At 63.7% G+C, this 14,635-nt stretch carries 9 protein-coding genes; 7 read left to right on the top strand and 2 right to left on the bottom strand.

The window, feature by feature from the left end:
- Positions 1-305 precede the first annotated feature (305 nt).
- From EL191_RS04560 to EL191_RS04575, 4 genes are all read left to right on the top strand, one after another.
- Complete coding sequence (locus EL191_RS04560; protein WP_041976817.1) at positions 306-2,606, top strand: DUF1631 domain-containing protein; 2,301 nt, start codon at positions 306-308, stop codon at positions 2,604-2,606.
- A gap of 218 nt (positions 2,607-2,824) precedes the next feature.
- Positions 2,825-3,376, top strand: a complete 552-nt coding sequence (gene ampD, locus EL191_RS04565; RefSeq protein ID WP_041976820.1) for a 1,6-anhydro-N-acetylmuramyl-L-alanine amidase AmpD — start codon at positions 2,825-2,827, stop codon at positions 3,374-3,376.
- A gap of 2 nt (positions 3,377-3,378) precedes the next feature.
- Positions 3,379-4,212: a regulatory signaling modulator protein AmpE gene (ampE, locus tag EL191_RS04570; RefSeq protein WP_041976822.1), complete on the top strand. Its 834-nt coding sequence runs from the start codon at positions 3,379-3,381 to the stop codon at positions 4,210-4,212.
- 323 nt (positions 4,213-4,535) lie between these two features.
- Positions 4,536-6,566, top strand: coding sequence for a methyl-accepting chemotaxis protein (locus tag EL191_RS04575; RefSeq protein WP_041976825.1), 2,031 nt, complete (start codon positions 4,536-4,538; stop codon positions 6,564-6,566).
- A gap of 82 nt (positions 6,567-6,648) precedes the next feature.
- Here EL191_RS04575 and EL191_RS04580 read toward each other — a convergent pair whose 3' ends face one another.
- Complete coding sequence (locus EL191_RS04580) at positions 6,649-7,428, bottom strand: TatD family hydrolase (protein WP_017361383.1); 780 nt, start codon at positions 7,426-7,428, stop codon at positions 6,649-6,651.
- 157 nt (positions 7,429-7,585) lie between these two features.
- Between EL191_RS04580 and EL191_RS04585 the strand changes: the two genes are divergently transcribed.
- Positions 7,586-9,622 carry an AsmA family protein gene (locus EL191_RS04585; RefSeq protein ID WP_174447346.1) on the top strand — a complete coding sequence of 679 codons (2,037 nt, stop codon included), beginning with the start codon at positions 7,586-7,588 and terminating at the stop codon, positions 9,620-9,622.
- Between the two features lie 51 nt (positions 9,623-9,673).
- On the opposite strand, the gene cra is transcribed toward EL191_RS04585, so the two are convergent.
- Entirely contained in the window at positions 9,674-10,660 is a 987-nt protein-coding gene (cra, locus tag EL191_RS04590) for a catabolite repressor/activator (RefSeq protein ID WP_013714041.1), read from the bottom strand.
- Positions 10,661-10,842: 182 nt separating this feature from the next.
- Here cra and ptsP point away from each other — a divergent pair, with 182 nt between their 5' ends.
- On the top strand, positions 10,843-13,704 hold the full coding sequence (ptsP, locus tag EL191_RS04595) for a phosphoenolpyruvate--protein phosphotransferase (RefSeq protein WP_041976829.1): 2,862 nt from the start codon (positions 10,843-10,845) through the stop codon (positions 13,702-13,704).
- A complete protein-coding gene (gene pfkB / locus EL191_RS04600; RefSeq protein WP_013714043.1) occupies positions 13,704-14,624 on the top strand; it encodes a 1-phosphofructokinase in 921 nt (306 codons plus the stop codon). The genes ptsP and pfkB overlap by 1 nt, the downstream gene beginning before the upstream one ends.
- The last annotated feature ends 11 nt before the right edge of the window (positions 14,625-14,635 follow it).

Raw genomic sequence — 14,635 nt, forward strand, 5'->3', positions numbered from 1 at the left:
TTCACCAGGGCGTGCAGCTCTTATCGGTTAGTGCTCCGACCACTGGTGCCGCATCACGTGGCTGCCAGCGTTAGGCTGGAAGAAGTTCGACGGTGCTGTATGGGCTACCGCCTGTAGATGGCGTGTGGCTATCTGTGATCTGGATCATGTCTGTAGGAAAAATTGGCTTGGTATGGCGCGCAGCCTCCCTATAATGCCTTTACTTTTTACATTATTGACGCCAGGCCTTTGACGTTAAGGACGACGCTCGGTTGACGCTGTGCAGACCAGGAAGCCCGGGTTCGGGCAGTCTGCGGGAGACTAGAATGAAGACCGACGCGAATGTGGTGCCGCTGACCAAGGCCACCGCTGAGCAATCGCCAACTTCGCCGGTAGGAAGACTGCCCGTGGCGCTGATTCAGGTGCGTGACAAAGCCGCGCAACAGCTCAAGCAGAACCTGCAGAGCCTGTTCGACAACGCCGACGATACCCTCTTCGAGATGGCGGATCGGGCGACCAGCAATGCCGAACAGAACGCCTTCTTCGAGGCTATGCGCGACCTGCGCCTGAAGCGCAAGAACATCGAGCGGGGTTTCCTGCAGAAGGTGTTCGAGTCCTTCGCCAATCTCAATCAATACGAAATCGGCAAGCCGCAGCCTGCTCTGGACGCTGTGTCTTTCGACAGCCTGAGCTTGGTGCAAAACGACGAGCTGGAAGAAACCGTGGCGCTGGATGCCATGGTAGCCAAGGTCATGAGTCGTGATGTCATGGCGCTGGGCCACCTCACCACGCGTCTCAATGCCGTTATCAGCAAGAAGCTCGATGACAAGAGCAATCCGCTTGGCCCAACCCTGCTCAGTGAGTACTTCCTCGATGCCTGCAGCGGGCTAGGTGTGGAGATCAAGGTCAAGCTGATCATCCTCAAGCTGTTCGAAAAATACGTGCTGGGGAACTGCGACGTTCTTTATGCCGAGGCCAATCAGGCGTTGGTCAATGCGGGTGTGCTGCCAGAGTTGAAGTCCGCTCCGCCGCGTCGCCAGCAGCGCCCTGTGGCTTCTGCATATAGCCATTCCTCGGGCGAGGAGGGCATGCCCTTGCTCGAAGGTGCCGATCATGGTGTTCAGGAAGTGTTCGGTGCGTTGCAGGATCTGCTCTTGCAGGTACGCGGCACCGCCATGCCGCGTCGCGCCCAGGTGGCCGACGCACTACCGATTACCAGCAATGACCTGATGCGCCTGCTGTCGCACATGCAGCAGCGCGCCCCTGCGCAGGTCAACGTCGAGGACTTCGATCTGCGTGATCAGCTCGAGCGCCTGCTCGAGCGTGCCAGTGCCAAGAGTGGCAAGGCACGGGTAGTCGGCGAAGTCGACGAGGACGTGATCAACCTAGTGTCGATGTTGTTCGAGTTCATTCTCGATGATCGCACCCTACCAGATTCGTTAAAGGCACTGATCGGCCGCCTGCAGATCCCCATGCTCAAGGTCGCTGTGCTGGACAAGACCTTCTTCAGTCGCGGCAGTCATCCGGCACGCCGTCTGCTCAATGAAATCGCCTCCGCGGCGCTGGGTTGGGTCGACCAGGATGATGCGCAGCGCGACAGCCTGTATCAGAAGATCGAGCAGGTGGTGCAGCGTCTGCTCAATGACTTCGTCGACGATCCGGCTATTTTCTCCGAGCTGCTCGCTGAGTTCATGGCGTTCACGGGAGACGAGCGTCGTCGCAGCGAGCTGCTCGAACAGCGTACCCGTGATGCCGAGGAGGGCAGTGCCAAGGCCGAACTGGCGCGCCGTCAGGTCGAACAGGCGCTGAATGAGCGGCTGCTGGGCAAGACCCTGCCGGAAGTGGTGGTGCGCCTGCTGCAGGAAGCCTGGAGCAAGGTGCTGATGCTCACGTGCCTCAAGCACGGGGTGGACTCGGAAGAGTGGCAGGCTGCGCTGCAGACCATGGATGATCTGGTCTGGAGCGTCGCCCCGCATGAAGACCCCGAGGCGCGTCTGCGCCTGCTGGAACTGGTGCCTGGTCTGCTCAAGGCATTGCGTGAAGGGATGGCCAGCGCAGCCTTCGACCCCTTCTCCACCAGCGAATTCTTCAGTCAGCTGGAGGCCCTGCATGTGCAGGCTTTCCAGCGCTTCAAGCGTGCCACGAGCGAGCCAGAGGTTGCGCCGAACGAGCCCGAATCCACCACCAACGTGACCCAGGCAGGCATCGAACTGCCGCTGTTGGAGTTGCCGGCAGCGGAAGAGGTCGAGGATGCGCCGGCCATGGTCGAAGTGGTCGAGGAAATCGTCCTGCTGGCGCCGGGCCAGACTCATCCGCAGGAGCCGGATGTAGTACTACCGGACGATGACGAGGCGTTGCTGCAGGTCGATAGTCTGCGAGTGGGCAGCTGGGTCGAGTTTCAGGAAGATGAAGAACACAAGCTGCGCTGCAAGCTGGCGGCGATCATCAAACCCACTGGCAAGTACGTATTCGTCAACCGTACCGGCATGAAAGTGCTGGAAAAGAGCCGCAATGCGCTGGCCGTGGAGTTCCGTCGCAACTCCATTCGCCTGCTCGACGATGCATTGCTGTTCGATCGCGCGCTGGAGTCGGTGATCGGCAATCTGCGCAAGCTGAAGAACGCCTGATCCTCGCCTGGGAGCGTTTTGCTCCCGGTCCGACCGGATTTGTAGGCGCCTGCCCAAGGCCACTCCGTTAGCTTCCGTTTCGGGGGCAGTTCGCCTCGAGGCGCTGCTCCTACGAATCTCGCTCCTCGATTTTCGCCTCTTCGCACATCCTGTTGCTGTCTCGCTCTTGGCCGTGCGGGTTGGCTGCTCTAGAGTGGTGGCACGTTCAGGAGTGCCACATGCAGCTCGACCCCTCAACCGGCTGGTTTCAGGGTATTCATCACTGCCCATCGCCGAATTTCAACGCTCGCCCCTGTGGCGAAATCTCCCTGCTGGTGGTGCATAACATCAGCCTGCCGCCTGGACAGTTCGGGACAGGCAAGGTGCTGGAGTTCTTCCAGAACCGGTTGCCCACGCACGAGCATCCTTTCTTCGCCGAAATCGCCTCACTGCAGGTTTCCGCGCATTTCTTCATCGAGCGTGATGGCAGGCTGACGCAGTTCGTCTCCTGTCTGGACCGTGCCTGGCACGCCGGTGTTTCCTGGTTCGAAGGACGTGACAACTGCAACGATTTTTCATTGGGTGTGGAGCTGGAAGGGACCGATGATCTGCCCTACAGCGACGCTCAGTACGCCAGCTTGGCGGAGCTGACGCGGCAGTTGCTGGATGCCTACCCGGCGCTGTCGGCCCAGCGTATCCGTGGCCACTGCGACATCGCCCCCGGACGCAAGACCGACCCAGGGCCGGCGTTCGACTGGTCGCGCCTGCATGCCGAATTGAAGGAGAGGTAGCAATGAGTTTTCTGGTGATTCTGCTGGTGCTGTGGGTCGAGAAATTTTCCGCATGGCGCCTGCGCATCCAGCAGGACGGTCCCTGGCTGGCTCAACTGCAGCGCTTGCAGCAAGGCGGGCTGCAACAGGCCCCGTGGCTGTGCCTGGCTATTCTGGTGCTATTGCCGGTATTGGCACTGGGGCTGGTGCTATTGATCCTCAAGCCGCTGGCCTACGGCTGGCTGGCCCTGCCGGTGCATTTGCTGGTGCTGATCTACAGCCTGGGTCGTGGTGATCTGCTCGCGGCTCTGGGCCCTTTCCGTGACGCCTGGCGGCGTGGCGACGGTCAGGCGGCTTACCATGTGGCCGAGCGTGACCTGGCATTGCAGCCGGAGGAGGGCACGGAGCTGCTCCAGCAAGTTCAGGGACATCTGCTCTGGCAGGCGTATCAGAGCTTCTTCGCGGTGATCTTCTGGTATCTGCTGCTGGGACCCATGGCGGCGCTGACTTATCGATTGCTGGCGCTAAGTGCCGAGTACGCCGAGCAGCCGGCCCTGCGTGAACGTGCGGTGCAACTGCGGTATGCCTTCGATTGGCTGCCGGCGCGGGTGCTGGCTTCCAGTTTCGCGCTGGTCGGCAACTTCGTCGCCGTCAGCCGCGCCCTGTTGCATGAGCTGTTGAGCTGGGACATTTCCGCTGCGCAGCTGGTGATCAAGGCCGGGTGTGCCGCGGGTGAAATGCCGCCGCCAGTGATGGGCGAGGAGGGCGTCGATACGCTGGACCAACTGTGGCAGCTACTGATCCGTGCTGCGGTGGTCTGGTACGCCGGTTATGCAGCCTGGGTGTTGTTCTTCTAGCTCAGCGGTGCAGCTTGGCAACTTCTGCGTGGGGCGGCGTGAGCCGCCCTGCGCATTTCTGAGAGGCTTTTCGTGGCGCCAGCCCGACGGGGTAAGTACGGCGCGCGTTTAACCTTAAGTTACAGAGAAGCGTGTCGATAAGGGGTATAAGGAGGCGGTAGTCGACCCAGTTTGGTGATTTTCGTCACATTTATCTGCCTGTATTCGTCGCATGGATCAGCGCGTCGCAGGTCGGTCGATACAGGACACCGTGATCGGCCCGTGAGAGGCTCGGCGGCGGTCCAAGCGATACCTATAACAATAATGGCAACTGGAGACGTCTAGTGAAGACCGTGTTGTATCCGGCCATCGCGCTGATGAATCGCCTCAGCTTCGGCATGAAGTTCAGCCTGATCAGCGTCCTATTCTTCCTGCCCATGCTCGTCACCAACTTCTATCTGGTGCGAGACTCCTATCGTCAGTTCGTCGGCACCCAGACAGCCCTGGAAAGCCTAGAACTGCTCGGCAGTACCCTGCAGCTGCGCCGCGATCTGGAGAGCCTCAACGATCTGGTACAGATCAACTCGATGATCGGCCAATCCGGTCAGGCAGGTGATCTGGAGGGGCGAATCAGCCAACTGGAGCAATCGCTCAGTGCCGGTCTGCAAGGGCTGGAGCCAGTGACCAGCGAGGCTGAGCAGGCGGCGGAATTCATCGCCAAGCGTGACGAATTGCTGGCCGAGCTGAAAAGCGCAGAGGCCGAGACCTCGTTGCAGAGCAAGACGGTCATCGTCGAGAAGCTGCTGGGGTCGTCCCAGGTCTTCATCAAGCTGGTGGCCAGTCAGGCCGGCCTGAGCCAGGACCCGCAACGCCAGGTGCGGCAGATCACCGAGTTGATCACCAATGTCACGCCGCAAATTACCGATGTGCTAAGCCAGGGGCGCGCGATTGGCGCCTATTCCCTGGGCCAGGGCTTTCTCAACTCTGCAGCCAGCACCAAGTTCGACGATCTGTTGTTGCAGTTGGAGAAACTGCACGCCGAGTATGGGTTGAATCTGCAGGATGCCCTGGCCGGCAACGTCGCCGCGCAGAACGGCCTTGGCAGCCTGGCCGAGGCGAGCCGCCAGAGCCTGAAGGACAGTGGTGTGCTGTTCGAGGATCAGGTCATCATCGCCGATAGCCTGGATACACCCTGGACGCAGTTCTATGACCAGATCAGCCAGCAGATGGCCAAGACCTATGCCTTCAATGATGGCCTGTTGGCGTTCCTCGACAATCAGCTGAGTGAGCGACTGAGCGAAAACCGTGCGCAGATGGTGCTGCTGGCTGTGGCGCTGATCGTGGTGTTCCTGCTGATCGTCTACCTCTACAGCGGTTTCTACGTTTCCACGCGGGCGACCCTGAAGAATCTGGGCCGGGTAATGGACAAGGTGGCCGCTGGTGACATGACGGTCAACTTCCAGGCGCAGAGTCGTGATGAGCTCGGCGAGCTGGGCCAGGTTTTCAACCAGACCGTGCAGCGTATTCATGATCTTATCGAGCGTGTTGGCCAAACCGTGGGCGAGGTCGGCGGGCAGGCCGACCGGGTCGAACTGGTCTCGGGCGAGAGCAACCAGGCGGTGGCCAGCCAGCGTGCGCAAATCGAACAGGTGGCCACGGCGATGAACCAGATGTCCGCCACTGCCCAGGAAGTTGCGCGCAGCGCCGCGGCTGCGGTGGGCAGTGCGCAGAGCGTGAATCAGGAGACGGTCAGTGGCCGCGCCCTGGTCGAACGGCAGGTGGGGGCGATCCAGCGGCTGGCCGGTGAGATCGACCAATCGGTGTTGGTGATCAACCAGTTGGCCAGCGACAGTGCCGCGATCAGCCAGGTACTGGACGTGATCAAGGGCATTGCCGAGCAGACCAACCTGTTGGCGCTCAACGCCGCGATCGAGGCGGCGCGAGCCGGCGAGCAGGGCCGCGGTTTCGCTGTGGTGGCCGATGAAGTACGTAACCTGGCCAAGCGTACCCAACAGTCCACCGAGGAAATCGAGGCGATGATCGCCAAGCTGCAGGGCGGCGTCGGTGCGGCGGTGAAGGCGATGAATGCCAGTCACCAGATGGCTGACGGCACCGTGAGCGAGTCGGCCAAGGTGCAACTGGCGCTGGAAAATATTCTCGGCGCCGTGGGCATGATCGTCGACCAGAACCAACAGATCGCCGCAGCGGCCGAGCAGCAGACGGCCGTCGCACACGACATCGATCAGAACATCGTCGAGATCAACCATGCCGGAGAGCGTACAGCCGCCGGCGCCAGCCAGACCGAGCAGGCCAGTCGCGAGTTGAGCGAGCTGGTGGCGCGGCTCAAGCAGCTGATCAGCGCGTTTCGTGTGTGAGTGGCGACTCGTGGGAGGTGCTTCAGCGGCGATGTTTTTTAAGAGTCGCGGCTAAAGCCCCTCCCACAGAGGCGAGCTTAGCCTAGTTCCAGCCGAACACCTCATCCGCATTGCGGCTGCTGGCCGCCGCCAGCGCCTCGGCGGTCATATCGCGCAGCGCGGCCAGTTCGGCACAGATATCCGCCAGGTGCTCGGGGCTGTTGCGCTGGTTTGGGTGCATGGCGGGTGCCATGTCCGGGGCGTCGGTTTCCAGCACGATGGATTCCAGCGGAAGCTGTGCCACGACCTTGCGCAGGCGGTTGGCCTGCGGCCAGGTGGCGGCGCCGCCGAGGCCGAGGCGAAAGCCCAGCTTGATGTACTCGCGTGCTTCTTCGTGGCTGCCGGCGAAAGCGTGGATGATGCCGCCGCGTGCCGGGCGAAAGCGCTTGAGCGTGGCGATGGTGGCAGCATGGGCGCGGCGCACGTGCAGCAGTGCCGGTAATTCGAACTCCACCGCCAGCTCAAGCTGCGCTTCGAACAGTTTCTGCTGACGGTCGCGATCCAGCTCTGCCAGGTAATAATCCAGACCGAACTCGCCAACGGCGCAGAGCTTGCGGTGCCCGGCCAGTTTGCCCAGCCAGTTGCGCAGTTCGGCAAGATGCTGCGGTCTATGATCCTCCAGGTAGACCGGATGCAGGCCGAACGCAGCATGCAAGTCCTCGTTCGCCTCGACCAGTTGCCACAGACGCTGCCAGTTGGCCTGGTACACCCCGAGCACCACCATACGCTGCACGCCCAGCGCCCGGCTGCGCGCGAGCACCTCATCGCGGTCGGCGTCGAAGTCCGGAAAATCCAGGTGGGTGTGGGTGTCGGTCAGGCGCATCGGTCGGCTCGCGAACGGGCTTTCAGGGTCGACTATTTTCGCCATTGCCGCCAGTGCCGGGGAGCGTTGGCTAATCTTTTCAGTCGTATGGGTATGGACGAGTTTCACTCGGAACTTGAATGAAGGAGGTCGCCGGGTGCGTCAGGTACGCAAGCTGATGGGCGCGTTGTTCGCCATTTTCCTGCTGTTGGTTGCGGCGCTGATGCTGTTTCTGGTGCTGTTCGACTGGAATCGTGCGCGGCCGTTGATCAATGAGCAGGTTTCCGCGGCGCTGAATCGACCGTTCGCCATCGAGGGCGATCTTCGCGTGACCTGGCAGCGAGAGCCTGGCCAGCAAGGGCTGAGCGCCTGGGTGCCCTGGCCGCATTTCGCTGCCGAGCACTTGCGTCTGGGCAATCCTGACTGGGCGCAGGGCGATACCTTCGTCAGTCTCGATCGCGTGCGTTTGCGCCTGTCGCCCCTGCCGCTGCTGTGGAAGACGGTGAGCATCCCGAGCATCGAGCTCGGTGCGCCGACGGCCGACCTGCAGCGTCTGGCCGATGGTCGCGCCAACTGGGTGTTCGACCTTGGCAGGGAGCAGGCGGATGACGACAGGCAGCCCAACCCCTGGACGCTGGATATCGGCACCATCGCCTTCGACAAGGGGCAGGTGAAGCTCGATGACAAAGTCAGCAACACACGGCAGGATGTGGTCATCCAGCCGCTTGGCGAGCCGATACCCTTCGCCGAGATCGTCGGCAAGAATGCCGCCGAACGCCTGGCTGAAAGCAATACCAGTGCTCAGGACTACGCCTTCGCCTGGCAGGCCAAGGGCAGTTTTCGTGGCCAGCCGCTTGCCGGTGACGGCAAGGTCGGCGGTCTGCTCGCCCTGCATGATGCCTCGCAGCCCTTCCCGCTGCAGGCGGATGTGCGTATCGGCACCACCCGTATTCGTGTCGCTGGCAGCCTGACCGATCCGCAGAATCTCGGCGCGCTGGATCTGCGCCTGCAACTGTCCGGGGTAAGTCTGGGCCACCTCTATCCGCTGACCGGCGTTACCCTGCCGGATACCCCGCCCTACAGCACCGACGGTCGTCTGCAGGCCGACCTGCGTGATGCTGACGGGGCGACCTTTCGCTACCTAGGTTTCAACGGGCGTATCGGCGACAGCGATATCCATGGCGACCTGACCTTCGTCGCGCGCCAGCCGCGACCGAAGCTGTCTGGCCGCCTGACCTCCAATCAGTTGCTGTTCAGCGATCTGGCGCCCCTGATCGGCGCCGACTCCAGCGCCGACAAGCGTGAGCGGGGCGAACGCGATACGCAGCCGGCGAACAAGGCCTTGCCGATTTCGGAGTTTCGTACTGACCGTTGGCGTGCGATGGACGCCGATGTGCGCTTCGTCGGCAAGCGCATCGTGCACAGCGAGCAACTACCGATCAGTGACCTGGACACCCATGTGGTGCTCAACGACGGCATGCTGAGCCTGGAGCCGCTGCGTTTCGGCATGGCCGGCGGCGCGCTTGATGCGCAGATTCGCCTCAATGGTGCGACTACGCCTTTGCAGGGGCAGATGCGTCTGCGTGCGCGAGATCTCAAGCTCAAGCAGTTGTTCCCCACCTTTGCGCCGATGCAGACCAGCCTGGGGGCTCTGAACGGTGATGCGCGCGTCAGCGGCCGCGGCAACTCTGTGGCGGCACTTTTGGGTGGTGCCGATGGCGAGTTGAAGATGCTGATCAACGACGGCGCAGTCAGCCGCGGGCTGATGGAGATCGCCGGGCTGAACGTCGGCAATTACCTGGTCGGGCGGCTGTTCGGCGACGAGGAGGTGAAGATTCACTGCGCAGCGGCCGATCTTGGCATCAAACAGGGGCTGATGAGCACGCGGCTGTTCGTCATCGATACCGACAACGCGGTGATCAAGGTCGACGGCAGCGCCAACTTCGCCAGCGAGCGCTTGGATTTCACTATCACGCCTGCCACCAAGGGTTTTCGCATCTTTTCCCTGCGCTCGCCGCTGTATGTGCGCGGCACCTTCAAGCAGCCGACGCCAGGGGTGCAGGCCACGCCTCTGGCGCTGCGAGGTGTCGGCCTGGTGGCGTTGGGCGTTGCGGTGGCGCCGGCTGCAGGCCTGTTGGCGCTGGTGGCGCCTAGCGCTGGTGACGAGCCCAGCCAATGCGAGCCGCTGCTGCAGAAGATTCAGAGTGGTCAGTGATTCACTCGGCGTGTAGGGCGGGAGCAACCCGCCTTAGTATGAAGAGGGTACTCAGTTTCGTGCCTTGAAGCTGCGGTCGATGGCTTCGATGCCTGGCTGATAGTCACCGTGCTCCACCGCCCGTAATGTCCAGGCCAGCACGCGCTCGGCGATGCGCTCGTGCTGTTGGCTCATGGCGTTGACCCGCAGCGGCAGGAAGTCCAGCAACTGGGTGTCGCCGAAGGTGGCCAGACGCACGGTAGGCCACTGCTTGCCGCCCAGCTCGCGCAGGGCATCGAGCACGCCCTCGAGCAGGACATAGGCGGTGGTAAGCAGTGCATCCGGTGGGCCGAATTCCTCCAGTAGCGTCTTCATCTGCCGGTAGCCACAGGCGCGGCTGAACAGCTCGCCGTGATAAACGCTGACGCGCCCCTCGAAGCCGGCCAGCGCGGCACGAAAACCGCGCTCGCGTGCCTGGCTGATGACCAGCTCCTCCCGCGCACCGAGCAGGGCGATATGCCGGGGGGCGAGGGCCAGCAGGCTTTCGGTCAGGGTGCGCCCGGCTTGCTCGTCGTCGCTGACTACCGAGCGGATATGCACGGGCGACAGCGCGCGATCCACCGCTATCACCGGCAAGCCAGCGGCGACGATGGTGGGATACAGCGGGTCGTCTGCCGGCAGGCAACTGGCGACGATCAGCGCCTCGCAGCGGCGCGAGCGAAACAGTTCGAGCAACTGCCGCTCGGTGTCGGGATCGTCGTCGGAACTGGCGATCAGTAACTGGTAGCCCGCAGCGCGGGCTTTCTGTTCCAGCAGCTTGGCCAGGCGTGCATAACTGGGGTTTTCCAGGTCCGGCAGGATGAAGCCCAGGCAGCGGCTTTGCCCGCGGCGCAAGCTGGCGGCCTGCTGGTCGGGGCGATAACCGTGTTCTTCCACCACCGCGAGCACGCGTGCCACGGTCGCCGGGCTGATGCGCCGACGTTCGGCCTGACCGTTGACCACGTAGCTGGCGGTGGTCACCGAGACTTTGGCCAGACGGGCGATGTCGCTGAGTTTCACAGGGGCAGCACCATGTAGAGAAGAGGTTTCGAGCGTGCGAGCGCGGCGAGTCTACACCGCCGTGGCGACGACCGGGCTTCAAGGATTACCCATTATCGGATAAGGTGCCAGCGCATGATGAATCGTTTCAGCATTTCGGTTCATCAGCTAGTCTTAGCGAAAATAATAAGTCGGAGATCACCATGCTCGAACTCGATGCCAGCCAAATCCAGATGGGCCGGGTTGTGGCAAACAAGGGCGAAGCCCTGGCCATGCTTGGTGATGCGTTGGCCGGTGCCGGCCTGGCCACTCCGGCTTATCTCGAAGGCCTGCAGGCGCGTGAAGCCCAGGGTTCGACCTTTCTTGGCCAAGGCATTGCGATTCCTCACGGTACGCCGCAGACCCGCGATCAGGTGCTGCGCACCGGCGTCAGCCTGATCCAGTTCCCTGATGGGGTGGACTGGGGCAACGGGCAACAGGTCTATCTGGCCATCGCCATCGCCGCGCAGTCCGACGAACACTTGCATCTCCTGCAACTGCTGACCCGCGCCCTCGGCGAGGGTGATCTGAGCCAGGCCCTACGCGAAGCCACCGAGCCCGAGCAGATACTCGAGCTGCTGCAGGGCGCGCCGCAGGCGCTGGCGCTGGATGGCCAGCTAGTGGCGCTGGCACAGCCGGCCGAAGACTTCGACGAACTGCTCTGGCAGGGCGCGCGCCTGTTGCGCCAGGCCGGCTGTGCCCGCAGCGGCTTCGCCCTCGGATTGGCGCGTGGCGAGCCGCTGCCGCTAGGTGATGGTTTGTGGTGGTTGCACAGCGAGGCCAGCGTCGAGCGGCCTGGCCTGGCCTTCGTCACCCCGGCGCAGCCACTGAGTTTTCGTGGTGAGGCGCTGCGTGGTCTGTTCTGCCTGGCCAGCCAGGGCGAGGCGCATCGCCAGGCGCTGGAGCGTTTGTGTGATGTGCTGATCGGTGGCCGCGCTGCGGCATTCAGCGAAGCCAGCGATAGCCGCCAGGTAATTGAAGCATTGGGAGGCGAGGTGGCGCCGGACTGGCCCAGCCTCAGCGTGCCGCTGCTCAATGCCCATGGTTTGCATGCTCGCCCGGCCAAGGCGCTGAGCGAGCTGGTGCAGGGTTTCGCGGGTGAAGTTCGTGTACGACTGTTGGGCGATAGCGCTGCCGGCGTGTCGGCCAAGAGCCTCAGCCGGCTGCTGGCCCTGGGCGCGCGTCGCGGGCAGATGCTCGAATTCAGTGCCGAACCGGCCATCGCCGATGCCGCGTTGCCGTGCATTCGCGCCGCCCTGGAAAGCGGCCTGGGCGAGGCGGTCGAGCCGCTGAGCGAAGCGCTGCCCGAGGTGGCGGCGCAACTGCAGCCGGTCGCTCCCGTCGCGCCTGTTGCCGGTAGCCGCTTGCTGGCGGTCGGCGCCTCGCCGGGCATCGCCATCGGCCCGGCGTTGGTGCGAGTAGCGCCGGAGTTCAATTTTGCCGAGCAAGGCAAGGGCGTCGAGCTGGAGCGCGCGCGCCTGGAAGCGGCGCTTGTCGCTGTTTCCGCGCAGGTTCAGCGTCTGGTCGACGGCGCTGGTGTGGCGAGCATTCGCGAGATATTCAGCGCCCACCTGGCCATGCTCGCTGATCCGGCGCTGCGCGAAGACGTCGACGTTCGTCTGGTCAAGGGCGCCAGCGCCGAAGCAGCCTGGCAGGTCGAAGTCGAGGCGGCCGCCAAGCGTCAGGAGTCTCTGCACGACCCGCTGCTGGCCGAACGGGCGGCTGACCTGCGCGACATCGGCAATCGCGTATTGGCGCATCTGTGTGATGTGGAACTGCCCAGCGAGCCGAACGAGCCCTACATCCTAGTGATGGCCGAAGTGGTGCCCTCGGATGTCGCCAGCCTCGACCGTCAGCGCGTGGCGGGGATTCTGACCGCCCGTGGTGGCGCCACCGCACACAGCGCGATCATTGCCCGGGCTCTGGGTATCCCCGCGGTGGTCGGTGCCGGCCACGGTGTGCTGGCATTGGCCCAGGGCACGCCGCTGTTGCTCGATGGCGAAAGCGGCGTGCTGCATGTTGCCCCGGATGCAGCCCAGCGTGACCAGGCGCGGCATGAGCGCGAGGCCGCGCAGCGACGCCAGGAACAGGCGCATGCTCGGCGTTTCGATACGGCGAAGACACGCGATGGTGTGTGCGTGGAAGTGGCGGCCAATATCGGCACCAGTGGCGAGACCGCCGATGCGGTGGCGCTGGGGGCCGATGCCGTTGGCCTACTGCGCACCGAACTGCTGTTCATGGAGCACGCCCAGGCGCCGGATCTGGCTGCTCAGGAACGTGAGTATCGGCGTGTGCTGGAGGCGTTGGATGGCCGCCCGCTGGTGGTGCGCACCCTGGATGTCGGCGGCGACAAACCCTTGCCGTACTGGCCGATGCCGGCCGAAGAGAATCCTTTCCTCGGCGTGCGTGGTATTCGCTTGAGTCTGCAGCGTCCGGAGATTCTGGAAACCCAGTTGCGCGCCTTGCTCGCCTCGGCCGATGGCCGGCCGCTGCGCATCATGTTCCCCATGGTCGGTTCGGTGGAGGAATGGCGCGCTGCGCGTGACCTGGTGCAGCGCCTGCGCGAAGAGATCGAAGTACGCGACCTGCAGATCGGCATCATGATCGAGGTGCCTTCGGCAGCGCTGCTGGCACCTGTGCTGGCACGTGAAGTGGACTTTTTCAGCATCGGCACCAATGACCTGACCCAGTACTGCCTGGCCATCGACCGTGGCCATCCGCAGCTCTCGGCTCAGGCCGACGGCCTGCATCCGGCGGTATTGCGCCTGATCGAGATGACCGTGACCGCAGCCCATGCCCAGGGCAAGTGGGTCGGTGTTTGCGGTGAGCTGGCCAGTGACCGCCTGGCCGTGCCGCTGCTGGTCGGCCTCGGCGTGGACGAATTGAGTGTGACGCCGCGTTCGATGGCGTTGGTCAAGGCGCGCGTGCGCGAGCTGGACAGTCGCCAGGCGCGAACCCTGGCCGACCGCGCCCTGACCCTGGACAGTGCCAGCGCCGTGCGTGCGCTGGTGGCGGAGATGCACTGATGGCCCGAATCCTGACCCTGACCCTTAACCCGGCGCTGGATCTGACCCTGCGTCTCGACCGCCTACAGCCCGGCGCGATCAACCGCTGCCATGAGCTGCGCAGTCACGCCGCCGGCAAGGGGCTGAACGTCGCCCAGGTGCTGGCTGATCTTGGCCACAACCTGAGCGTCGGCGGTTTTCTTGGCCGCGCCAATGCCGCGCCGTTCGAGAGCCTGATGCACAAGCGTGGCTTCCGCGATCTGTTCGTCCGGGTGCCGGGCGAGACGCGCAGCAACATCAAGTTGGCCGAGGCCGACGGCTGCATCACCGATCTCAACGGCCCCGGCCCGCAGGTCGAGGCCGAACACCTGCAACGCCTGCAGGATGAGCTGGAGCCGTTGCTGGTCGGGCATGATGCCGTGGTAGTGGCCGGCAGCCTGCCGCGTGGCGTGACGCCTGAATGGTTCGCCGGCCTGCTGCGGCGGATCAAGGCCAGTGGCGTACCGCTGGCGGTCGACAGCAGTGGCGCGGCGTTGCAGGCGGCCCTGGGCGTCGCTCCCTGGCTGATCAAACCCAACGAAGAAGAACTGGCCGAGGTCTGGGGCAGTGACCTGCCCACTGCCGTGCGGGCGTTGCGTGCGCAGGGCATCGAGCACGTGCTGCTGTCGCGGGGCGCGCAAGGCGTCGACTGGCATGGCCCGAATATCGCTCTGCGCGCCATACCGCCGCGTGTTGATGTCGCCAGCACGGTCGGTGCCGGGGACTCGCTGTTGGCTGCCAGCCTGCACGGCCTGCTCGAGGGTTGGCCTGCCGAGCGCACCCTGCGCCTGGCCACGGCGGTGGCGGCGCAGGCGGTCACCCAGATCGGCTTCGGTATCCATGATCGCGAGCAACTGGCCCGTCTCGAGGCGGCCGTGCAGTTGCACCCAATAGAACAATAAGAGGCTCCACC

The organism is Pseudomonas mendocina (genome assembly GCF_900636545.1).
GTDB classification, from domain to species: Bacteria; Pseudomonadota; Gammaproteobacteria; order Pseudomonadales; family Pseudomonadaceae; genus Aquipseudomonas; species Aquipseudomonas mendocina.

What these genes read in the sequence shown, in the direction of transcription:
- pfkB (WP_013714043.1), top strand. Translation starts at nt 13,704, where the DNA reads ATGGCCCGAATCCTGACCCTGACCCTTAACCCGGCGCTGGATCTGACC.
- ampD (WP_041976820.1), top strand. Translation starts at nt 2,825, where the DNA reads ATGCAGCTCGACCCCTCAACCGGCTGGTTTCAGGGTATTCATCACTGC.
- ptsP (WP_041976829.1), top strand. Translation starts at nt 10,843, where the DNA reads ATGCTCGAACTCGATGCCAGCCAAATCCAGATGGGCCGGGTTGTGGCA.
- ampE (WP_041976822.1), top strand. Translation starts at nt 3,379, where the DNA reads ATGAGTTTTCTGGTGATTCTGCTGGTGCTGTGGGTCGAGAAATTTTCC.
- EL191_RS04560 (WP_041976817.1), top strand. Translation starts at nt 306, where the DNA reads ATGAAGACCGACGCGAATGTGGTGCCGCTGACCAAGGCCACCGCTGAG.
- EL191_RS04580 (WP_017361383.1), bottom strand. Translation starts at nt 7,428, where the DNA reads ATGCGCCTGACCGACACCCACACCCACCTGGATTTTCCGGACTTCGAC.
- EL191_RS04585 (WP_174447346.1), top strand. Translation starts at nt 7,586, where the DNA reads ATGGGCGCGTTGTTCGCCATTTTCCTGCTGTTGGTTGCGGCGCTGATG.